Origin of the sequence: Parerythrobacter aestuarii, assembly GCF_030140925.1 — a bacterium.
Lineage (GTDB): Bacteria > Pseudomonadota > Alphaproteobacteria > Sphingomonadales > Sphingomonadaceae > Parerythrobacter > Parerythrobacter aestuarii.
Map to the genome: position 1 here is coordinate 1 of NZ_JARBWD010000001.1, position 20,872 is coordinate 20,872.

The 20,872-nt window shown below is 61.3% G+C and carries 19 protein-coding genes; 9 read left to right on the forward strand and 10 right to left on the reverse strand.

The genetic code is table 11. The features are described 5' to 3' along the window. Together QPW08_RS00005 and QPW08_RS00010 are read left to right on the forward strand one after the other, a co-directional pair. Window positions 1-594 (forward strand): YadA-like family protein (locus QPW08_RS00005; RefSeq protein WP_284123677.1); only part of this gene is annotated, 594 nt, incomplete at its 5' end. A gap of 343 nt (window positions 595-937) precedes the next feature. After that, complete coding sequence (locus tag QPW08_RS00010; protein ID WP_284123678.1) at window positions 938-2,041, forward strand: mechanosensitive ion channel family protein; 1,104 nt, start codon at window positions 938-940, stop codon at window positions 2,039-2,041. Here the strand turns inward: QPW08_RS00010 and QPW08_RS00015 are convergent. Together QPW08_RS00015 and QPW08_RS00020 are read right to left on the reverse strand one after the other, a co-directional pair. Continuing rightward, on the reverse strand, window positions 2,038-4,356 hold the full coding sequence (locus QPW08_RS00015) for a CDC48 family AAA ATPase (RefSeq protein WP_284123679.1): 2,319 nt from the start codon (window positions 4,354-4,356) through the stop codon (window positions 2,038-2,040). The genes QPW08_RS00010 and QPW08_RS00015 overlap by 4 nt on opposite strands. Before the next feature lie 292 nt (window positions 4,357-4,648). After that, window positions 4,649-5,386 carry a class I SAM-dependent methyltransferase gene (locus QPW08_RS00020; RefSeq protein ID WP_284123680.1) on the reverse strand — a complete coding sequence of 246 codons (738 nt, stop codon included), beginning with the start codon at window positions 5,384-5,386 and terminating at the stop codon, window positions 4,649-4,651. A 174-nt stretch (window positions 5,387-5,560) separates the two neighbouring features. Here QPW08_RS00020 and QPW08_RS00025 point away from each other — a divergent pair, with 174 nt between their 5' ends. From QPW08_RS00025 to QPW08_RS00040, 4 genes are read left to right on the forward strand one after another with little or no spacing between them, the layout of a single operon-like run. Continuing rightward, on the forward strand, window positions 5,561-6,268 hold the full coding sequence (locus tag QPW08_RS00025; RefSeq protein ID WP_284123681.1) for a CoA transferase subunit A: 708 nt from the start codon (window positions 5,561-5,563) through the stop codon (window positions 6,266-6,268). A 6-nt stretch (window positions 6,269-6,274) separates the two neighbouring features. Beyond that, window positions 6,275-7,195, forward strand: a complete 921-nt coding sequence (locus QPW08_RS00030; RefSeq protein ID WP_284123682.1) for a hypothetical protein — start codon at window positions 6,275-6,277, stop codon at window positions 7,193-7,195. Further along, window positions 7,192-7,836 (forward strand): CoA transferase subunit B, encoded by a 645-nt coding sequence (locus tag QPW08_RS00035; RefSeq protein WP_284123683.1) that lies wholly within the window; start codon window positions 7,192-7,194, stop codon window positions 7,834-7,836. The genes QPW08_RS00030 and QPW08_RS00035 overlap by 4 nt, the downstream gene beginning before the upstream one ends. A 6-nt stretch (window positions 7,837-7,842) precedes the next feature. After that, window positions 7,843-9,009, forward strand: coding sequence for a CaiB/BaiF CoA transferase family protein (locus tag QPW08_RS00040; RefSeq protein WP_284123684.1), 1,167 nt, complete (start codon window positions 7,843-7,845; stop codon window positions 9,007-9,009). Window positions 9,010-9,017: 8 nt separating this feature from the next. Here QPW08_RS00040 and QPW08_RS00045 read toward each other — a convergent pair whose 3' ends face one another. The 7 genes from QPW08_RS00045 to hisS form a co-directional block, all read right to left on the reverse strand. Further along, on the reverse strand, window positions 9,018-10,220 hold the full coding sequence (locus tag QPW08_RS00045) for a DUF418 domain-containing protein (protein WP_284123685.1): 1,203 nt from the start codon (window positions 10,218-10,220) through the stop codon (window positions 9,018-9,020). A gap of 19 nt (window positions 10,221-10,239) precedes the next feature. Beyond that, complete coding sequence (gene metK / locus QPW08_RS00050; protein ID WP_284126254.1) at window positions 10,240-11,481, reverse strand: methionine adenosyltransferase; 1,242 nt, start codon at window positions 11,479-11,481, stop codon at window positions 10,240-10,242. Between the two features lie 52 nt (window positions 11,482-11,533). Continuing rightward, the gene (gene lnt, locus QPW08_RS00055) at window positions 11,534-13,117 is read right to left on the reverse strand and encodes an apolipoprotein N-acyltransferase (RefSeq protein WP_284123686.1); all 1,584 of its coding nucleotides are present in this window, start codon (window positions 13,115-13,117) and stop codon (window positions 11,534-11,536) included. A 38-nt stretch (window positions 13,118-13,155) separates the two neighbouring features. Beyond that, window positions 13,156-13,815, reverse strand: coding sequence for a DUF4167 domain-containing protein (locus tag QPW08_RS00060; protein WP_284123687.1), 660 nt, complete (start codon window positions 13,813-13,815; stop codon window positions 13,156-13,158). 206 nt (window positions 13,816-14,021) lie between these two features. Further along, entirely contained in the window at window positions 14,022-14,876 is an 855-nt protein-coding gene (gene prmC / locus QPW08_RS00065) for a peptide chain release factor N(5)-glutamine methyltransferase (protein WP_284123688.1), read from the reverse strand. Window positions 14,877-14,883: 7 nt separating this feature from the next. Then, on the reverse strand, window positions 14,884-15,951 hold the full coding sequence (gene prfA, locus QPW08_RS00070) for a peptide chain release factor 1 (RefSeq protein WP_284123689.1): 1,068 nt from the start codon (window positions 15,949-15,951) through the stop codon (window positions 14,884-14,886). Continuing rightward, window positions 15,948-17,198 (reverse strand): histidine--tRNA ligase, encoded by a 1,251-nt coding sequence (hisS, locus tag QPW08_RS00075; RefSeq protein ID WP_284123690.1) that lies wholly within the window; start codon window positions 17,196-17,198, stop codon window positions 15,948-15,950. The genes prfA and hisS overlap by 4 nt, the downstream gene beginning before the upstream one ends. A 104-nt stretch (window positions 17,199-17,302) precedes the next feature. On the opposite strand from hisS, the gene ppa reads away from it, so the two are divergent. Then, window positions 17,303-17,833 (forward strand): inorganic diphosphatase, encoded by a 531-nt coding sequence (ppa, locus tag QPW08_RS00080; protein ID WP_284123691.1) that lies wholly within the window; start codon window positions 17,303-17,305, stop codon window positions 17,831-17,833. A 117-nt stretch (window positions 17,834-17,950) separates the two neighbouring features. Here the strand turns inward: ppa and QPW08_RS00085 are convergent, their stop codons facing one another. After that, window positions 17,951-18,343: a hypothetical protein gene (locus QPW08_RS00085; RefSeq protein WP_284123692.1), complete on the reverse strand. Its 393-nt coding sequence runs from the start codon at window positions 18,341-18,343 to the stop codon at window positions 17,951-17,953. 171 nt (window positions 18,344-18,514) lie between these two features. Here QPW08_RS00085 and lptB point away from each other — a divergent pair, with 171 nt between their 5' ends. After that, window positions 18,515-19,312 carry an LPS export ABC transporter ATP-binding protein gene (gene lptB, locus QPW08_RS00090; protein WP_407674536.1) on the forward strand — a complete coding sequence of 266 codons (798 nt, stop codon included), beginning with the start codon at window positions 18,515-18,517 and terminating at the stop codon, window positions 19,310-19,312. Window positions 19,313-19,323: 11 nt separating this feature from the next. After that, a complete protein-coding gene (gene rpoN, locus QPW08_RS00095; RefSeq protein ID WP_284123693.1) occupies window positions 19,324-20,775 on the forward strand; it encodes an RNA polymerase factor sigma-54 in 1,452 nt (483 codons plus the stop codon). Window positions 20,776-20,872 lie beyond the last annotated feature (97 nt).

Here is a 20,872-nt window from a genome sequence, read left to right on the forward strand (position 1 = left end):
GGAGCCACGGCGGTTGGCCGCGAAGCCAATGCCGGCTTCGATAACTCGACCGCGATCGGTTACCAGGCCACCACCACGGCGGCCAACCAGGTCACGCTGGGAGGGACCGGGTCGTCGGTGAGGATCGGCGATGTCGCTGCGTCCACCGCTGCCCAGAGCGGGCCGGTCGAAGCGGTCACGGTCGATGGCAATGGTGTGCTTGGTACCACGGCTGTTGCCTCGGCTGCCGCAGTCCGCGACGTCCAGGCCGGGCTCGGCTATCTCGCGGCGGTCTCCGACCAGCAGTTCAGCGCGCTCAGCGGAAGGGTATCGGGGCTGGAGAATGGGTTTGCCAATGTGAACTTCCGGCTCGATGAGCTCGACGAAAGCACATCTGGCGGGATCGCCGCTGCGATGGCCTTTGGCGGAACCATGATCGTCCCTGAAAGCAATGTTTCCGTCAGCGTCAACGCTTCGACCTACCAGGGTGAGCAGGGATTTGCCGGAACAGTCACGGCCCGTGTCGCGCCCAAGGTCTACGTCTCAGCCGGTGTTGCCGGATCGACCGCCCGGAACTCCACGGGTGGACGGGTCGGAGTAGCGTTTGGGTTCTAGCCAGGAGTCGAACATATGCCTGCCCGGGAAGCGTGGTTTTCCCGGGCGGGCATCTACAGCCATTCCAAACTGCGCTGAAAACTTGGAATGCTCCGGGAAGCGCTGGGTTGAGCGATTCCTGTGGTTTGTGCTGACGCCTGTTGCTGATCTTCAGCGGCGATTTCATGCTTGGCTTGACCTCCCTGTCCCCAGGAATGACGCGCCAAGCCAGTGGGTTTTTTCCTAATTATCAATTGTTTGGCGAGACGTTTGGTGCCTAATAGACCGCCGAAGTCCTTGAACAAATGGCAATACCAGCGCACTTTCCTTGAAACCAGAGTGCACCCCCAATAGTTGGCCGAGCATGTTCAAACGATATAATCCTTCAAATTGGGAGCTCGATTGGGTTGCCGTCGGCGAATCCGCGATGATCGTCGCTCTCGCTGTGTCAGCCGCCTACCTTCTGTACCGGGTTGTCTTTGCTATCGCCTATCGGATCACGCGATCTTCCGACACTCCGATTGACGACATGGTGCTGCGCAAGATCCAGCGTCCGATCAAATGGGCAATGATCGCCGTCTCGATCACTCTCGTTGCGGAAGCCAATGCTACGCTCGCTTCGATCTGGGAACCGATCGCCCGCTTCGTTCGCCCGGCGATCATGGGCTGGATCGCCTATACGCTGGTCAAGGCTTTTGCTGCCGGGTTGGAATATCGGCTCGAAGTTCGCGAAGAAGGCGAAGCGATCGACCTGGCAGCATCACGCAGCCGCAAGACGAGGATCGCCATCCTCTCGCGTACGGCGACATTTGCCATCGTCTTCATTACCGTCGGGCTGATGCTGTTGAGTATCCCGGGCGTGGCCGCAATCGGGACGACAGTCCTCGCCTCGGCCGGTCTTGCTGCCCTGGCTGTCGGTGCCGCTGCGCAACCTGCCCTGAAGTCGCTGATTGCCGGATTGCAGATGGCCCTGACCGAACCCTTGCGGATCGGCGACCTCGTCGTCGTCGACGGGCATACCGGGCGGGTCGAGGAAATCCGCATGAGCTTCATTACCGTGCGGACATGGGATGAGCGCGTTATCATCGTGCCGACCAGCCGCTTCTTGGAACAGAGTTTCGAGAACTGGTCGCGCAAGAGCGAGATGCTGACCGGACCGGTCTTCCTACATCTTGACCCAATCGCCGAGATCGAGCCGATCCGCATCGAGTTCGAGCGCTTCGTCAAGGCCCACCCACTTTGGGACCAGCGCAACATCGGCCTGTTGATGACCGATGCTTATCCAGAGAGCATCGCATTGCGGCTGTCGATGAGTTCCAAGACGATCGGCGACCTGTTCCAGTTGCGGTGCGATGTCCGCGAGCACATGCTGGAATGGCTTCGCGCAAACCAGCCAAATGCGCTGATCCGGCACCGTCTCGAATTGCCCGGGGGCCATCCGAAAGCGGAAGAACCACAACTGCCCTAGCCGGCTTCCGAATCATGTTTCTGGTCGCGTGTGGACTCAACCATCCCTTCGTGAATGAAGCCGATCGGCGTGACTTCAGCAGCGCGCTTCTTGAGCTCGCCGCGCATCTTGCGATATTCCTCTTCCATCTTGGCAGTGACGGTCGCGCGAGAATCCTTCAGCGCTTCGGCGAAGTCCGCTGAGGAAACTTCCTGCACGTCAGCCCCCGCCCGATGCAGCGCGTTCAAGCCAGCGCGGCGGACGACATCTTCGAGGTCCGCCCCCGTGAAACGCTCTGTCTTGCCAGCAAGATCGGCGAGGCTCACCTCGCTCGCGAGGGGCATCTTTGCGGTGTGAATCCCCAGGATCTGTTCCCTACCCTTCTTGTCCGGTGTGCCGACATACACCAGCTCGTCAAACCGCCCCGGTCGAAGGAGTGCGGGATCGACGAGAGCGGGCCGATTGGTGGCACCAATCACTACTACTGACTGGAGTTCTTCCAACCCGTCCATCTCGGCGAGGATAGTGTTGACCACACGCCCCGTGACCTGCGGTTCGCCTTGGCCCGATCCGCGCGCAGGCACGAGGCTGTCGATCTCGTCGATAAAGACGACGCAGGGTGAAACGGAGCGGGCGCGTTGGAACATCTTGGCAATCTGCTGTTCGCTTTCGCCGTACCACTTGGACAGCAGGTCGCTGCTCTTCATGGAAATGAAGTTGGCTTCGGCCTCCTTGGCGACAGCCTTGGCCAGCAAGGTCTTGCCGGTCCCCGGCGGACCGTAGAGCAGGAAGCCTTTGGCCGGACGGATCCCGAGCCGGCGGAACGCCTCCTGGTTCTTGAGCGGGAGTTCAATGCCTTCCTTGAGTTTCTCGATGGCATCGTCGACTCCGCCAATGTCTTCCCATCCGACATTAGGCATCTGGACCATGACTTCGCGCATGGCCGAGGGCTGGATCCGCTTGAGCGCGGAGAGGAAATCGTCTCGCTCGACGCACAGCTCTTCGAGCACTTCTTGCGGGACTTCGCGGGCATCGAGATCGATTTTCGGCATGATCCGGCGGACCGCATCGATTGCAGCTTCTCGCGCCAGAGCCGCTATATCAGCGCCGACGAAGCCATAGGTCATCCGGGCCAATTCCTTGAGGTCGACCTTGTCGCCCAGCGGCATGCCACGGGTATGGATCGACAGGATTTCGCGCCGACCATTCTCATCGGGCACCCCGATGACGATCTCGCGGTCAAAGCGACCCGGGCGACGCAACGCCTCGTCGATCGCTTCGGGTCGGTTGGTGGCCGCAATCACAACCACATTGGCGCGTGCTTCCAGCCCGTCCATCAGCGTCAGCAGCTGGGCCACCAGGCGCTTCTCCGCCTCGCCCGGTACCCGGTCGCGCTTGGGCGCGATGGAATCAATCTCGTCTATAAAGATGATCGCGGGCGCATTCTTGCTGGCGTTCTCGAACACTTCGCGGAGGGCCTTCTCGCTCTCGCCATAGCCCGACCCCATGATCTCGGGGCCGTTGATGATCGAGAAGTCGGCATCGCTCTCGTTGGCGACGGCCTGCGCGAGTCTGGTCTTGCCAGTCCCCGGAGGGCCATGCAGCAGCACACCCTTGGGCGGGTCGACGCCCAGCCTGGTAAACAGCTCGGGATAGCGGAGCGGCAGCTCGACCATCTCGCGCAACTGCTGGATGGTGTCATCTATGCCGCCCACGTCATCATAATTGACTACCGCGCGACCAACCTTGGCTTCTTCGAATTCGGTGCGGAGCTCGACTTCGGTGTTCTCGTCGATATGGACCGCCCCCTTGGGAACGGTCGAAACGACCCGCAGGCGAATCTGCGTGAGGGCATAGGCCGGAGCGTTGAACATCCGGCGTACTTCGGGCGGCATGTTCTGAACCGGCTGCTGGCCGGTCGTTGCGACGAGATCGCCTGCCACCAGCGGCTTGCGAAAGAAATTGCGCTTCAGGGCCTGGGTTGGCCCCTGCAACCGCATCTCGCGGCTGGCCGGCGCGAATACGACCCGCGTCGCCGGGCGCGATTCAACGGCGCGGATCATCACATGTTCGCCTGAACCCGCTTCGGCATTGCCGCGCTGCAACCCGTCGAGCCGAACGACTTCGAGACCCTGGTCCTCGGCATAAGCGGCCATCGCCACAGCGACCGTCGCGCGCTTGCCTTCGATCTCGACGACATCGCCTTCAGTGATGCCAAGCGCCTGAAATGCGGAGCGCGGCATGCGTGCAATGCCCTGTCCGCTTTCTTCCTGGCGAGCGGCTGCCACTTGCAGGCGTACCTGCCTGTCTTTCACCGCACTCTGCGCATCGGCCATCTAAGCTGGCTCCCATCTTGTCCGTATTCGAGGTCTTAACCGCCTAGCTAAGGAGCGCGGAGCCACTATGCAAATGTCCGCCGCTACAGCCAGTTTCCTGCATCGGGATGAACGCCAGGCAAGGACATGCCCTGAGGACAAGAAAAAAGCCCGGCTGGCGGACCAACCGGGCTGGAAAAGTTTGGGAGAGGATGCCTGAAAGGCCCGCCCTATGTGCTTGCATTGCGCGCATTGTGCAAGTGCGAAATAAGCCAAGACTGTTGCGTAAAACGCAATGTATGCGTTGCGCTGATCACTCAGGCTTCTGAAATTTCATGATAAATCTATCTGTCTTACCACGAACGCTTTCGTCAAAGACCGATAGGTTGACGTCGTCATTGCTGCGCCGCAACACGTCCGACTGGCCGACAAGGACGAACCCCGCCCCTGTCATTCGTTCGACCACCGTGGCAGGGTGGATCCGGTGCAGGCGATTCACGACGTCGCGCGGATCGCCCGCCGGACCGACATGGTCGATGATCGTGACTGTACCCCCGGGCCGGACCGCCGCAAACCAATTGGCAAGCATGAAATCAACGTCGAGCCGGGGAAATTCAAAGCGTTCCGATTCGAAGAACAGGTCATGGAAGGTGAGGTGGGCGAAGATGGCATCGACGCTGCCTGGTGCAAGCTGCATCCCGCGCGGGTCGCTCACCAAGGTGCGGATATTGCTGTCTGCAGCGAGTCGCGCTTCCCAGGCTTCGACATTGTGGAATCGCGTTGGATTGACAGCATAGACCAGCCCGCTGGGACCGACGAGATCAGCCAGTAGCGATGTGTAATAGCCCCCACCGGCCATGAAGTCGGCAACGATGTCTCCGCGTTCGACCGCGGAAAACTCCAGTACTTCGACCGGTTGGCGGCCTGCATCCATTTCGCGGTCGGCATCGCTACGTGCACTGTCGGTGACGGCGTCTTCGACTGACTGCGCGAAGGTGACCTGCGGCACGGCCACCGCCAAAGCAGCGACAAGAAGGCAATGCATTTTCATAGTAGCAATCCCCTGACAATCCCTAGCCTCGACGCTGCTCGCGATTGCGTCAATTGTGCAATCACGCTTCGACCAACCAGCATCGCCAGCCGACGGGTGGTTGGCGGATGACAGCCCACCCGATGGGCGCTATGCCGCGCTGCAACACCTGCCCTCCTCAGCCAGGAAGTAGTCATGCAGAAGCTCTATCCCGATGCCACTAGCGCCCTTGAAGGGGTGTTGAAGGACGACATGTTGATCGCCAGTGGGGGCTTCGGCCTGTGCGGCATTCCCGAACGCCTGCTCGATGCCATTCGCGATAGCGGGGTCAAGGGCCTGACCTTTGCCAGCAACAATGCCGGGATCGACAATGAAGGCATCGGCAAGCTGCTGCGCACCCGCCAGGTCAAGAAAATGATCAGCTCCTATGTCGGTGAGAACAAGGAGTTCGAACGCCAGTTCCTTGCCGGCGAGCTTGAGGTCGAGTTCTGCCCACAGGGCACACTGGCCGAACGGATGCGCGCCGGCGGAGCTGGCATTCCCGGTTTCTACACCAAGACCGGTGTTGGGACGCAAGTCGCGGAAGGCAAAGAGGCCAAGCAGTTCGAGGGCGAAGACTACATCCTCGAGCGGGGGATCTTCGCTGACCTCTCCATCGTCAAGGCATGGAAGGCCGACGAGACCGGCAATGTGGTGTTCCGCAAGACCGCCCGCAACTTCAATGTCCCAGCCGCCACCTGTGGCAGGATTTGCGTTGTGGAGGTGGAAGAAATCGTCCCGGCCGGCTCGCTCGACCCGGACTGCATCCATTTGCCCGGCGTGTATGTGCAACGCATGATCGTGGGCGCTCCCTACGACAAGCAAATCGAGTTCCGCACCACGCGTGAGCGGGCCTCGGCGTAGCTCGCCATGGAGCGTCGCGCCTCCCTGCTTGCGCTTCTGTTGCTGGCATTCGGCCTGCAAGGCTGTGTCGCGGCGGTGATCCCGCTGGCTGCGGGGGCAGCGATGGCGACCACCGTCCGCGACAACCCTGAAACACCGCAAGTGGAAACGAAGTTGTCGCAGCAGGCCGCGCCGGCAATTGCCGCATCCCCTGCATTGCGACCGGAAGATTCTGCAGGGGAAGGTACCGTCGCGCTAGCCTTGCCTGTCACGGATGCTCCCGTCGAAGCGGGCACCAATTCGCCGATCCCGCCCATGGCGACCACCACAGCCAGCGATGCCGCAACCTATGCTGCCTTCGCCGACTACGCGCTGGAGAACGCTGCGCGCACGGCGCTGGGCGATGCACTGCGACCTTCCGCGCTGCTGGAAAAGCCAGGCACCCTCACCCCGGATCGCGCCGCCTGCCGTTCGACTTCCAGTGCCGTATTGATCGACCTCGACCCGGTCGCCGACAAGCTCGATCCGACCGAGCCAATGACGCGGCCCGCGCTCGCCAATGCACTCGAACGTTTGCGGGAAGGCGACGTCGAAGTGGTGTGGAGTACAGGGCTGACCGCTGACCGTGCAGGCGAAGTGCGCGAGTGGTTGCGCCGCAGCGAACTCGATAGCGAGGGTGCTGATCGCCTGTTGCTCCTACGCTATCCGGAAGATCGCAAGCAGACCCGCCGCAATGAGGCGGCGCAGGATAGTTGCCTTGTCGCCATGCTCGGCGACGAGCGCGCCGATTTCGATGAGCTGTTCGATTTTCTCAAAGACCCAAAGGCCGCGTTTGGCCTCGACAAGATGCTGGGTGCAGGCTGGTTCCTCGCGCCCATCCAGGAAACCTCGCCGGCGGCAGACGATGCTCCGCCCGCAAACGATGACAATGAAGGACCTACCCCATGAGCTGGAACCGTGACGACATGGCCGCACGTGCCGCCCGCGAATTGCAGGATGGCTACTATGTCAATCTCGGCATCGGCATTCCGACGTTGGTCGCCAACCACATTCCCGAAGGCATGCATGTAACGCTGCAAAGCGAGAATGGCATGCTCGGCATCGGGCCGTTCCCCTATGACGACGAAGTCGATCCCGATCTCATCAATGCCGGCAAGCAGACCATCAGCGAGCTGCCGCACAGTGCCTATTTCGACAGCGCCACCAGCTTCGGCATGATCCGCGGCGGGCACATCGACCTGACAGTGCTGGGGGCGATGGAAGTGGCGGAGAATGGCGACATCGCCAACTGGATGATCCCGGGCAAGATGATCAAGGGCATGGGCGGCGCGATGGACCTCGTCGCGGGCGTGAAAAAGATCATCGTGGTGATGGACCACACCGCCAAGGACGGAACGCCCAAGTTCATCCCCGAATGCACGCTGCCGCTGACCGGCACCAATGTCGTCGACATGATCATCACCAACCTGGGCGTGTTCCACCGTGTCGACCATGATAGTCCGTTCCGCCTGATCGAGCTGGCACCGGGCGTCTCGGCCGACGAAATTGCTGCGAGCACGACCGCCAAATACGAGGTCGCGCTGGGCTGATCCTCCATGTGGTTTGAGCAACCCCGCAATCCGAACTCCCCGCTGGCCGGGCTCAAAGTGCTCGAGCTGGCACGTGTGCTAGCCGGGCCGTTCTGCGGGCAGATCCTCGCCGACCTCGGGGCCGATGTCGTCAAGGTCGAAAGCCCTCAGGGCGACGGCACGCGCTTTTGGGGGCCCCCGTGGGTAGAGCGTGAAGGTACAGATGGCATCGTGCACCGCGAGGCGGCCTATTACCATGCCTGCAATCGCGGCAAGCGATCGATCATTGCCGATTTCGGCAACCCGGCAGAGCTGGAGCGGGTCAAGGCGCTCGCAGCCGAAGCCGACGTAGTGCTGGAAAATTTCAAGACCGGCAGTCTTGCCAAATTCGGGCTCGACTATGCGGCGCTGGCCCCTGCCAATCCGCGGCTCGTCTACTGCTCGATCACCGGCTTCGGCCACGACGGCCCGCGCGCGCATGAGGCGGGGTACGACTTCGTCATCCAGGGCATGAGCGGCTTCATGTCGCTGACCGGCGAGCCCAACGGTGTGCCGGTCAAGATGGGGATCTCGATCTCCGACCTTTCTACCGGGGTGTGGTCCGCCAATGCGGTGCAGGCTGCATTGCTGATGCGCGAGCGTACTGGCATGGGTCAGCACATCGACATGTCATTGCTCGACTGTTCGGTTTCACTCCTGTCCAACCAGGCAAGCTATCTCTTTACCACGGGCGAGAACCCACCACGCATGGGCAATGCCCACGCACAGGTTGCACCCTATGGCGTTTTCCCCACCAGCGATGGGCATGTGATTCTCGCCCCTGCCAATGACCGGCTGTTTGCGCGGCTGATGTGCATGCTTGGGCTGGACGGACTGGTGCACGATCCACGCTTTGCCGATAATGGCGCGCGGATTGCCAACGCCGCCGAACTCGACGGGATGATCGCCGAAGCAACTGCGCGGATGACCAAGGCAGAGCTGTTGGAAGCCTGCCACCAACATGGCGTGCCAGCCGGCCCCATCAACCGTCTCGACGAGGTGTTTGCCGATCCGCAAGTGCGGGCGCGCGGAATGCAGGTCGAATTGAACGGCATGCTCGGCGTACGCAGTCCTTTCACATTCTCCGATGCAGAACTGGCACTCGATACCCCTTCGCCGACGCTGGGCCAGGATGACCGAAGCGATCCCGACTGACGGACTCGCTAGCCCGGGACCATGCCAGCCAACCAGCGCCACAGCCGTTCCAGCGGCCCCTGCCCGAACTGTCGGGCCCACAGCGGCGACGACCAAAGTATCAGTGCGATCGGTAGAACTATACTCGCAATGGCTTGCCAACGGCTCACTTCGCCAAACAACCCAAGGCCCCAGCTCGCATAGAGGCCGCTGAGCACCATGCTTGTCAGCACATAATTGCTCAGTGCAAGCCGTCCGACCGCAGCCAGCCGACCACATGTCGCACCGTCCGGAGCGAACAACGCCATGGCAATCGCTGCATAGGCCACGCCTAACAGCATGTCGAAAGGAGCGGAGAAGACCAGCGAAGCAATAGCGACGACCGCACCCGGGAAACCGCTATCCGCAATCCACCATGCCATCCAGAACAGAGCCGGCAACGATGCCAGCGCACAGATCGCCGCCAAGCGCTGCAACCGATAGATCGGCCATCCGGCCGCCAGCATGCGATTGCGCCACAAGGCCATGCCCAGGACAATGGCGGCAAGGTTCAGCGGTATCGACCCGGCGACAGTCCACAATTGTCCGCCGAGCCCGGTCAGGCGTCGGGAGAATCGTTCGCCAAAGGCCTCGCGGCCTTGCTCAAGCATATATTGGACGGCGGCCGGATCGGCTCCGAAATTCCGTTCGGCGAAATGAATCGCCTCACTACCCAATCGGCCCGAGAACCAGTCCCACAGTCCTCCGCCCAGCATGGAGAACCCTGCCCCCACGTGTAGTGCGACTAGCCCGACGGACGAAGCGATGAGGGCAAAGTTAGACAGACGCACAAAGAACGGCAGGAATAGGCCGGCCATGGCATAGGCCCGCAGGATATCATTGCTGGCCAGCAAGGTTGCGTGGACAATCCCGATCGCGAAGAGCACTCCCATACGGGCATAATGCGCGCGCCAGGGGTGCGCCCCACCCCGATCGAGCAGGATCGCGCAGCCAGCCCCGAACAGGATGGCGAACAGGGTGCGAAACTTGTCCTCGACGAAGACGAAGCTGATCACCCAGACGACCATGTCGGCTTCGGACTGTCCGCCCCAAGCCATCGGGTTGTAATAGCCCTGCGCAGGCATGGCGAAGATGAGCACATTCATCCACGCAATGCCAAGTATCGCCAGCCCGCGCAGCGCGTCGAGCTGGACGACGCGGCTTGCCGGATCAGGAGGCGGAGGCGGTTGCATGGCGCCGCCTTCTAGCAGGTCAGGAAAGGGCTGCCTTCAGGTCTTCGACCAAATCCGTCCGCTCCCAAGGGAACAAGTCGCCTTCCGCCTTTCGGCCAAAATGACCATAGGCGGCGGAGACCCGATAGATCGGCTTGTTGAGCCCAAGATGCATGCGGATCGCACGTGGGGTGAGCCCACCAAGTTTGCCGATGGCAAGGATTGCGTCTTCGATTTTCGCATCGTCGACTGTGCCGGTGCCATGGGTATCGACATAGAGCGACAACGGCTCGCTGACACCGATGGCATAGGCGATCTGGATCGTGCAGCGCCTGGCGAGACCGGCAGCGACCACGTTCTTGGCCAGGTAGCGAGTGATGTAGGCAGCCGAACGGTCGACCTTGGTCGGGTCCTTGCCGCTGAAGGCACCACCCCCGTGCGGCGCGGCACCGCCATAGGTATCGACGATAATCTTGCGACCGGTCAGGCCGGCGTCCCCATCTGGCCCGCCGATCTCAAATGAGCCGGTCGGGTTGATGTGCCACTTGGTTTCGTCCGACAGGAACCCAGCCGGCAGGATGTCGGCCACGACGCCCTTCACGTAATTCTTGAGCTCGGCTTCCTTCTCGCCCTGGTCATAGCCCGGCGCGTGCTGGGTGCTGACGACAACTGCGGTGCAGGCGACCGGCTTGCCGTCCTTGTAGCGCAATGTGACCTGGCTCTTGGCATCGGGTTCGAGGAAGGGGGCGGCACCGCTCTTGCGGTCGACAGCCATTCGGTGGAGGATCTTGTGGCTGTAGTCGATCGGTGCCGGCATCAGGTCTGGCGTCTCATCGCAGGCAAAGCCGAACATGATGCCCTGGTCGCCCGCCCCTTCATCCTTGTTGGAGCCATCGCTTCCGGCATCGACACCCTGCGCAATATGCGCGCTCTGGCCATGAAGATAATTCTCGAATGCGAGCGTTTGCCAGTGAAAGCCATCCTGTTCATAGCCGATTTCGCGGACGGTCCGGCGAACCGCCTTTTCGATTTCTTCCTTGGCCCCCGGGGCCCAGCCGCCATTCTCGGCCCAGTCTTCATTTGCGGCATCGTACATCGGTGCGCAGCGAATTTCGCCTGACAGGATGACCCGCTGGGTCGTCGTCATCGTTTCACAGGCAACGCGAGCTTCGGGATCCTTCGACAACATGAGGTCGACGATGGCGTCGGAGATCTGGTCAGAAACCTTGTCGGGATGCCCTTCGGAAACGCTTTCGGACGTAAACAGGAAGTCGCTGCGCATCATGCCTCGCTTGTGAAGGATATAAAGAAAACTTTATGTCTGATGCCAATCTCTAGCGCTGCTGCAAGCGCATGGCAACCAGTGAGGCGACCAGCAGGAGCATTGCCCAGATCAGTGCCACGGCATTCCCGAAACGAGCGAACAACGTTGCCGGTTTTGCAGGCGGGATGGCTCCGTCGATTCGCCCTTCCATCCGCTGGCCGAGCGAATGGCGCACGACTCCATCGGCATCGATCACACCGCTGATACCGGTTGTCGTTGCACGGATAACCGGCAAGCCTTCTTCAAGCGCCCGCATGCGAGCCTGGCCGAATTGCTGCGGTGGTCCCCAGCGGCCGAACCAGCCGTCGTTGGAAGGGTTGAAGATGAAATCCGGCCGCTTGCCACGATCGACGACCTGGCCTGAGAACACGATCTCGTAGCAGATCTGCATGCCTACCCGGCCAAACGCGCCGAGCTCCAGGGTCTGCGGGCCCGGCCCCTCGAAGAAGTCGATCGATCCGGCGACCAGGCGGCTGAGCCCGAGCGGTTCCAGCACCGATCGAATCGGCAGGTATTCGCCATAAGGCACAAGATGCGCCTTGCGATAGGAGCCAACGATCGCTCCATTTTCGTCGAGCGCTGTCACGACATTATAGGCACCAACCGCACGATCATTTTCGATCACCAGATCGGTGGCACCCGTCAGCAAAATGCTGTCGGGTCCTATTACCGAGGCAATCCGGCTCCGGGCATAGGCAGGGTCGCCGCCAGCGGTCGTAGCGCTGTAGTAGCGCTGCGGATACCCATCGCGGAGATAGTCAGGCAGGCCGGATTCCGGCCAGAGCACAATTCGCTTGCCCACATCGTTCTCGCGGCGCTGGCTGAGATCCGCAATGGTCACGAAAGAACGTTCGTACAGATTGGGGTCAGTGATGTCTTGCTGGTCGAAATCGGGCTGCGCGATCACGAAGCGCTGCGACCCTTCTCCTTCCGATCCGGACGGCAGATACATCCCGGCAGTCGCTATTGCTGCCAACAACAGCGCTTTGGCCCACGCCCTGGTTGAAAGCCACCAGACTAGGGCCCCTGAAACAACAATAGCGACCCCTGACAATGCGTAGGTGCCGAACCAGGGCAACACCACGGCCAGCCCGGGCGTATGATCCGGCCCCAGCAAGGCGAGGCTGAACGGCCCCCACGCAAAGCCGGTAAACATCCAGCCGCGCATCCATTCTGTGACCGTCCACATACCGGCAAAGGCCAACAGGAAAGCCGGCGATCCTTGCGGGCTTGGCACCAGCAGGTGCGACCCGACAGCCGCCAGCGCCGGATAGACTGCAAGGTAAAGCGACAGCAGCGGAACCGCGACCCAACCGAGAAAGGCGGGCATCTCGGACTGGTGCGTAAAGGCAGTGGCAATCCAGAAATTGGTGACGGTGAAATGCGCGACACCGAACAACCATCCACGCAAAAGCGCCGCCTTCCAGTCAGCGCTGCGCGATATCAGGACAACGGCCAATCCCATCGCCAGCAAGGCCAATGGCCAAAGCTTCAGTGGCGGGAAGCCAAGCGCAGCGATCGCTCCCAGGAGCAGGCTGGCCGACAAGGGGGCGCGTTCGAATAGGCGGTCAAGCTGCGGCACTATGGGCGGCATGAGGCGCTTCCTGAAGCTCGCTCCTTGCAGCTCTCGGTTTAGCCCACGGCGCTCAACGTACCGCCGTCGTCATCCGCCTTGCGCCGCCGACGAGGCTTCTTCTCGACCGGTTCATCGCTATCGGCTGCAATGGGCGGGGGAAGAACCGAAGCATCGATTTCGCCTTCAACGCCCTTCTCGCCTTCGTCCTCGCGACGCGGCTTGCGCGGTTTGCGCTGCTGGCGAGCCGGACGGTCATCCTCGCTATCGCCATCGTCGTCGCTGTCGTTGTCGTCGCGTTCCGGCTTGCGTCCCTTGCGGCGACCATCCTGGCGGTTGTCGTCATACCCGTCATTGTCATCGCGACGCGAGCGGTTGCCCCGGCCCTTGCGGCGATTGTCGTCGCCGTCATCATCGTCGTCGTCATCGTCCTGGTTCGAGCCGCGCTCCGCATCGCGCTTGGCGCGGGCTTCGTCCTGGCGGGCCTTGTTGTCGGCGATGACACGGAAATAATGATCGGCGAACTGCAGGTAGTATTCCATCTGCACACGGTCGCCATTGTGCTGTGCGTCCTGCGCCAGCTTCTTGTATTTGTCGAGCAGCTGCGGGGCATTGCCCCGCGCCCGGCTGTCAATACGATTGGCGCTATTGCCGCCACCACCGCCCTGGTTACGATTGCCGCGACCGCGACGACGGTTGTTATTACGATTGTTGTTCAAGGAATACTCTTCCTCATTCCCTGGGCGAAATTTGCCCTGCCTGGCCCCATGACCCGGCTGAAAAGTTCCCCACTTGTGCGATTTGGCGCCCAAGCGCGGCCCGTCATCTGCATTGCTGGTAAGCGCTTTCGCGCTGCGCATCTTCGCAAATGTTGGATCAAGACCGGGGAGAGCAGCAGTGCAATCCGCAGACCTTGAAATGAGAGTTAGCCCGTGATTCTTCCTTTGCCAAGCCCTTTGCGCAGAATCAGCGCCCGAGGTCGACCAGCAAGATCATGTCTAAGCGTTGATTCGTAGCCATTTTCCGCTGCCATTGCTGCGACCGAATCAGCCTGTCGATAACCGATTTCGAGCACAATTATTCCCTCAGGCGTCAGCAGGTCGGCAAGCTGCGGAATCAAGGCCCGATAATCGTCAAGGCCCTCGGGTCCTGAGAACAGCGCTTCAGGCGGTTCATGGTCACGCACCGACGGGGCAAGCTCGGCCCCTGTTTCGACGTAGGGCGGGTTAGCGATGACAAGGTCGAAAGAGCCGAGGCCACCTGCCCACCCGGCCTTGTTCCAATCGCGCAGGTGAAATGCCCAATCGCCTTCAATATCGAGCGCTATCGCATTTTCGCCGGCCACTTCGACTGCGGTCGGCGAAGCATCGATCCCGATCCCACAAGCGCCGGGACATTCGGCCAGGATCGTGAGCAGCAAGGCACCCGACCCAGTGCCGCAATCGAGCACGCGCTGCGGCGCAGGGCACGCCTCGAGAGCTGCAGCGACGACTGTTTCGCTGTCCGCGCGTGGGATCAGGATACCCGGTTCGACGTCGAAGATCCGTCCGAAAAATTCCTGCTCGCCAGTGAGATAGGCAATAGGCTCGTGGCGAAGGCGCCGGGTGACCAGGTCGTCGAATGCCGCAGGGGCCGAATCGCGCTGATGCCTGAGCAACAACTCCGATCGTGTCACACCCAGCGCATGCGCCATCAACAATTCGGCATCGAGCCGCGCGGTGTCGCTGGTCGCAGACAAGCGCTCGGCAGCGGTGCGGAGAGCATCGGCGACGGTCGTCAAAAGACCGTCACCCTTCCATCGCGGCCAGTCGCTTGGCCTCGTCCTCGGCGATCAGCGCATCGACCAGTTCGCTCAGCCCCGGCCCGGCGAGGATCTCGTCGAGCTTGTGCAGCGTCAGCCCGATGCGGTGATCGGTCACGCGGCCTTGCGGGAAATTATAGGTGCGGATGCGCTCGGAACGGTCGCCGCTGCCGACCATCGCCTTTCGCGCTTCCGCTTCCTCTCCCTGCACGGCTTCGCGCTGTTGCTCATACAGCCGCGCGCGCAGAACCTGCATCGCTTTCTCGCGATTCTTGTGCTGGCTGCGCCCGTCCTGGCAGGTGACGACAATTCCGCTCGGCTCGTGCGTAATCCGGATGGCGCTGTCGGTGGTGTTGACGTGCTGGCCGCCGGCACCGCTGGCACGGTAGGTGTCGATCTTCAGGTCGCCCGGATCGATCGCGACATCGACCTCGTCGGGTTCGGGCAGCACCGCCACCGTCGCCGCCGAGGTGTGGATACGCCCGCCGCTCTCGGTCACCGGCACGCGCTGGACGCGGTGGACCCCGCTTTCGAACTTGAGCTTGGCGAACACCCCTTGCCCGGTGACATTAGCGACGATTTCCTTGAACCCGCCAACTTCGCTGGCGTTCATGCTGACCGGCTCGACCTTCCAGCCACGCTCGGCGGCATAGCGCTCATACATGCGGTAGAGATCACCTGCGAACAGCGCGGCTTCATCGCCGCCGGTGCCAGCCCGGATTTCCAGCATCGCGGGCTTGTTGTCGGCGCTATCCTTGGGCAGCATGGCGACGGCCAGCTTGCGCTCGGCATCGGGCAAGCGCTCGCGAATATCCGCCAGCTCTTCTTCCGCCATCGCCTTCATTTCCGGATCGCCAAGCATCTCCTCCAGCCCGGCAATTTCCTCGCGCATGGCCTTCACGTCCGCCGCGACCTTGGCCACCGGCTCCAGTTCGGCATAGTCGCGGCTGGCCTTGACGAATTCATCACCCTCCAGCGTGCCCGACGCCATCCGCGCTTCGAGCTCGGCGAAGCGGTTGGCGATCTGGTCAAGGCGTTCGGCGGGGATGGTCATGGGCGCGTCAAAACAAGATTCTCAACCGCCGTAGCAATCTCACCGCCATCGCCCAGCACTCGAACCGTTATGCCGGCATCAGTAACTGGAAAAGTCACCAGAGTGTGCGAGGGGATCTTCTTCGCCTTGTCGAATCTCTTGCGTGGCGATCCACTTGCGAAAAGCTCAGCTGAAAACCCAGCACCACGCAGTCGAGCTAGCAACTGCACGGCATTCATCATGTGCTCGTCGTTTTCCAGCACAACGACTGCATCGGCTTTTGGTTCGATCCGCTCTCCAACCAACATTGCCAAGCGCTCAATACCTGCTGCCCAGCCGACTGCAGGCGTCGCCTGCCCGCCCAGACTCTCTATTAGGCCGTCATAGCGTCCGCCACCGAGAACCGTGCTTTGCGAGCCAAGCGTATTTGCTGCTGTCGACCCGACGTCTGGCATGAATTCAAAAGCCGTATGCCTATAGTAGTCCAAGCCACGCACCAAGTTTTCTGCCCGCTTCCATTTGACGCCAGCGGCGTTGAGCCCATCAGTAACAGCTTGGAAGAAGGCAAGCGCATCGTCAGACAAAAAGTCGTCAATCTTCGGTGCGTCACCGACGAAAACCTGATCCTTCCGATCCTTGCTGTCGAGAATGCGAAGCGGATTCTTTTCCAGCCGTTCCTGACTGTCCTCGCTCAGGTCACCCCTTACTGCGGTGAAGTAGTCAACGAGTGCAGCACGCCATCGTTCACGGCTCTCTGAGTCGCCAAGCGTGTTCAGTTGAAGACTAACGCCTTGGATGCCGAGTTCGCGAAGCAATTGATCTGCCATCGTAAGCAGTTCAACATCAGCCTGCGGCTCAGCAGCGCCGATAATTTCGGCATCAATCTGGTGAAATTGCCGATAACGGCCTTTCTGTGGTCGCTCAAACCGGAACAGGGGACCATGCGTCGCGAGTCGAATAGGCGCGTATTGAAGCCAACCATTGCTCAAATAGGCCCGGGAGATGCCTGCCGTAAATTCCGGACGCATTGTGACCTCATCGCCCCCACGATCAACGAACGAATACATCTCCTTGCCGACCACGTCGGTCGTCTCTCCGATGGACCTTGCAAAGACCTCGGTCATTTCCAGCACCGGCATCTCGACCCGGCGGAAGCGATAGAGCTTGCGGACGCGCTCGAAGGTTTCGACGACGAAGGCAAATGCCTCGGCATCGGCACCGAAAATATCCTGTGTGCCGCGAATGGCCTGCGGTGTGTTCTTTCCCATGGGCGCGCAACTAAGCGCAACTGCCCCCTTCCGCAATGCCGCAACCGCCGCTATTGGGCGCTACGTTTGGGAGGGGGCCGAACATAGAGTAAGAAAGCCCCAATATGCGCATCGACAAGATCCCCGCGGGCAACAACCCGCCCGAAGACCTCAACGTCATCATCGAAGTCCCCACCGGTGGCGAGCCGGTAAAGTACGAGTTCGACAAGGAATCGGGCGCGCTGTTCGTAGACCGAATCCTGCACACGCCGATGCGCTATCCGGCCAATTACGGCTTCGTCCCGCATACGCTCAGCCCCGATGGCGACCCGCTTGATGCGCTGGTGATCGCCCGTTCGCCCTTCATCCCGGGCTGCGTCGTACGCACTCGCCCGATCGGCGTGCTCAATCTCGAAGACGAGCACGGCGGCGACGAGAAGCTGATCTGCGTGCCGGTCGACACGACGTTCCCTTATTATTCGGATGTCGGGGAAACCAAGGACCTGCCGTCAATCATCTTCCAGCAGATCGAGCACTTCTTCACCCACTACAAGGATCTCGAAGCCGAGAAGTGGGTTCGCATCGGCAAATGGGGCGATGCCGCCGAGGCACGCCGGGTCGTAGTCGAAGCCATCGAACGCGCGTCTGTCTCTTGATACCTCAAGCGCCGGGCGCATCCCGTCCGGCGCACCTGTCTGTTCTAGCCATGGCCCCGGCGCGCAGTGGTGCATGCGACGCCATTGGCGCCGAATCGGCATTCAGCAGGGAAAGACTCAGGCTACGGCGGCGAACACCAGCTTGAAGAAGCCGGTCAGCACCAGAGGCAGGCCAATGGCCAGCAGCCACAGCAAGGTCTGGTCGCGGCGAAAACCCGAGGCGAGCGATTCGTCGGCTGCGGCCTCGTCGGACAAGTCGCGCCAGCGCCGTTCGAAAGACCGGCAGGCCGGGATGATCCCTGCGACCAGCACGCCGAGCGCCAGATAGGGCAGAATCGACATTCCGCCTGTTTTCATAGCGTTGACCGTCACGAAGATGGTCAGGCCGGTGTAGACGAGCAACGCATAGGCGACATTGTCGCTCATCGATTTGCGCCAGTCGCGAGCAGCTTGCGACTGCCCGTGCTGTGACTGCTCGTGGATGCTGTCCTCTCTCAGCGCTTTGTTCATGCGCGTCACTCTCCCCCGAAAGTTAAGGCTGTAGTATCTCAAAGAGTCGCGGTGCTGGCAAGGGCAGGTAACCAAAGCGTCTTGCACCCCGCCCGGCTTTGCCATGCATAAAGCCTGCCAATCTTCGAGAAACGGGGTTTTCGCGAGCGCTGGCGATGCTACATGAGGGCCATGAGCATGCTTGAGACCGACGATCCGGCACACGCCATCGAAGAAGCGACCAAAGCCGCCGCGCCCCCTATCCCGCAAGGTGGGCTCGAGGTCGTCTCCATCGCCAAGAGCTACGACAAGCGTGCAGTGCTGACCGATATCTCGCTAAGCGTCGGCAAAGGCGAAGTGCTGGGCCTGCTTGGCCCGAACGGGGCCGGCAAGACCACGTGTTTCTACTCCGTGATGGGTCTGGTGCGCCCTGATGCCGGACGCGTGCTGATGGATGGCGAGGATGTGACTCACTTGCCGATGTACCGCCGCGCGATCCTGGGTCTGGGCTATTTGCCGCAGGAGACCAGCATTTTCCGCGGCATGACGGTGGAGCAGAACATCAACTGTGTGTTGGAAATGGTCGAACCAGACCCGGAAACACGTGAGAAGGAGCTCGACCGGCTGCTCGACGAATTCGGGCTGCAACGCTTGCGCACTTCGCCCGCCATGGCGCTCTCAGGCGGGGAACGGCGACGCTGCGAGATTGCCCGCGCGCTGGCAGCGAAACCATCGATCATGCTGCTCGACGAACCCTTTGCGGGGATCGACCCCCTGTCGATTCACGACATCCGCGATCTGGTGAAGGACCTCAAGACCCGCGGCATCGGCGTTTTGATCACAGACCACAACGTACGCGAAACGCTGGAGATCGTGGACCGCGCCTGCATCATCTATGGCGGCCAGGTCCTGTTTGCCGGGACGCCGCAAGAGCTGGTGGCAGACGAGAATGTGCGACGGCTTTACCTCGGAGAGAGCTTCACGCTCTAGAGGACACCGCCATGGCGCTCGGACCCAGACTGGATCTTCGCCAATCGCAAAGTTTGGTGATGACGCCGCAGCTGCAGCAGGCGATCAAGCTGCTGGCGCTGTCCAATCTCGAGATCGAGACCTTTATCGGCGAAGCGTTGGAATCTAACCCGCTGCTGGAAGCTGGCGAAGTCAGTCGCGAAGACAGCATCGGCGATGCGCCGGCCCTGCCCGAAGAAGCCGGCGCCGATACCTACGGCGGCGACGACAACCCCCTCGACATAAATGTCAATGCGCTCGACCGGGATCGCGACACCGGCGATGGGGAATGGGGTGCGGCTGGAGCGGCATCCTATAGCGACGACCTCACGCCGATCGAGGATCGACGTTCGGCCGACACCACTCTGGCCGAGCACCTGCACGAGCAGGTTGGCGCTCTTGCCTTTAACCAGCGGGAGGAATTCCTCGCCCGCAATCTTGTCGATCGGCTCGACGAAGCGGGGTATCTCGATGCGGACTTGCGGTCTGTCGCGGCCGATCTTGGCGTTGCCCTTTGTGAACTCGAAGACGCGCTCGAGCTGGTTCAGACGCTCGATCCCACCGGTGTCGGTGCGCGCAGCTTGAGCGAATGCCTCGCCTTGCAAGCCAAGGAAGCCAATCGCTACGATCCCTGCATGGCGCGACTGCTCGACAATCTCGATCTCGTCGCCAAGGGCGAGTTCGCGCGGCTCAAGCGCATGTGCGACGTAGATGACGAAGACTTCGCCGACATGCTCAGCGAGCTGCGCAGCTACGATCCCAAGCCCGGCCTGCAATACGGCGGTGGCGAGGCTGGCGCAGTCGTGCCCGATGTCTTGCTGACGCGCGACGACGCGGGCCACTGGAAAATCGCCCTGAATGAAGCCACCCTGCCCCGACTGGTGGTCAACCGCGGTTACTTCCTCGAGCTGCGCGAAGGCTGCACCGACAAGGACAGCAAGGCCTGGCTCAAGGAGAAGCTCGGCGATGCAAACTGGTTGATCAAGGCGCTCGACCAGCGGCAGAAGACCATTCTCGCCGTGTCATCTCAGATCGTGAAGAAGCAGGCCGGGTTCTTCAAGAAAGGCGTGAGCGAGCTCAGGCCGCTGACGCTGCGCGAAGTCGCGGAAGAGATCGACATGCACGAAAGCACAGTCAGCCGTGTGACCAGCAACAAATACCTCAACTGCGATCGTGGCACCTTCGAGCTCAAATACTTCTTCACCAGCGGTGTCGGAAGCGCCGATGGCGAAGGCGCGAGTTCGGAAGCGGTCAAGGCACGCATCAAGGCCCTGACCGACGCCGAGGACCCCAAGAAGATCCTCAGCGACGACAAACTGGTAGAATTGCTCAAGGCCGAGGGCTTCGATCTCGCCCGACGCACGGTGGCCAAATACCGCGAGGCCATGGGTATTGGTAGCTCGGTTCAGAGGCGCAGGGCGAAGAAGCTGGCAGGCTTGGGATAACCTTTTCCACGCACAGCACGTCGAAAGTGTTGCCATGGCCGCAGCCAAAAACCGCCAAAAATGAACGGCTTTCAGGTGTGACTCGAAAGACTCACTC

Excerpts from the sequence above, each read along its gene's own strand:
- QPW08_RS00020 (WP_284123680.1), bottom strand. The coding sequence starts at position 5,386 with ATGAAAATGCATTGCCTTCTTGTCGCTGCTTTGGCGGTGGCCGTGCCG.
- metK (WP_284126254.1), bottom strand. The coding sequence starts at position 11,481 with ATGCGCAGCGACTTCCTGTTTACGTCCGAAAGCGTTTCCGAAGGGCAT.
- QPW08_RS00015 (WP_284123679.1), bottom strand. The coding sequence starts at position 4,356 with ATGGCCGATGCGCAGAGTGCGGTGAAAGACAGGCAGGTACGCCTGCAA.
- QPW08_RS00045 (WP_284123685.1), bottom strand. The coding sequence starts at position 10,220 with ATGCAACCGCCTCCGCCTCCTGATCCGGCAAGCCGCGTCGTCCAGCTC.
- ppa (WP_284123691.1), top strand. The coding sequence starts at position 17,303 with ATGCGCATCGACAAGATCCCCGCGGGCAACAACCCGCCCGAAGACCTC.
- QPW08_RS00010 (WP_284123678.1), top strand. The coding sequence starts at position 938 with ATGTTCAAACGATATAATCCTTCAAATTGGGAGCTCGATTGGGTTGCC.
- QPW08_RS00040 (WP_284123684.1), top strand. The coding sequence starts at position 7,843 with ATGTGGTTTGAGCAACCCCGCAATCCGAACTCCCCGCTGGCCGGGCTC.
- prfA (WP_284123689.1), bottom strand. The coding sequence starts at position 15,951 with ATGACCATCCCCGCCGAACGCCTTGACCAGATCGCCAACCGCTTCGCC.
- lptB (WP_407674536.1), top strand. The coding sequence starts at position 18,515 with ATGAGCATGCTTGAGACCGACGATCCGGCACACGCCATCGAAGAAGCG.
- QPW08_RS00085 (WP_284123692.1), bottom strand. The coding sequence starts at position 18,343 with ATGAACAAAGCGCTGAGAGAGGACAGCATCCACGAGCAGTCACAGCAC.
- hisS (WP_284123690.1), bottom strand. The coding sequence starts at position 17,198 with ATGGGAAAGAACACACCGCAGGCCATTCGCGGCACACAGGATATTTTC.
- rpoN (WP_284123693.1), top strand. The coding sequence starts at position 19,324 with ATGGCGCTCGGACCCAGACTGGATCTTCGCCAATCGCAAAGTTTGGTG.
- lnt (WP_284123686.1), bottom strand. The coding sequence starts at position 13,117 with ATGCCGCCCATAGTGCCGCAGCTTGACCGCCTATTCGAACGCGCCCCC.
- QPW08_RS00030 (WP_284123682.1), top strand. The coding sequence starts at position 6,275 with ATGGAGCGTCGCGCCTCCCTGCTTGCGCTTCTGTTGCTGGCATTCGGC.
- QPW08_RS00035 (WP_284123683.1), top strand. The coding sequence starts at position 7,192 with ATGAGCTGGAACCGTGACGACATGGCCGCACGTGCCGCCCGCGAATTG.
- QPW08_RS00025 (WP_284123681.1), top strand. The coding sequence starts at position 5,561 with ATGCAGAAGCTCTATCCCGATGCCACTAGCGCCCTTGAAGGGGTGTTG.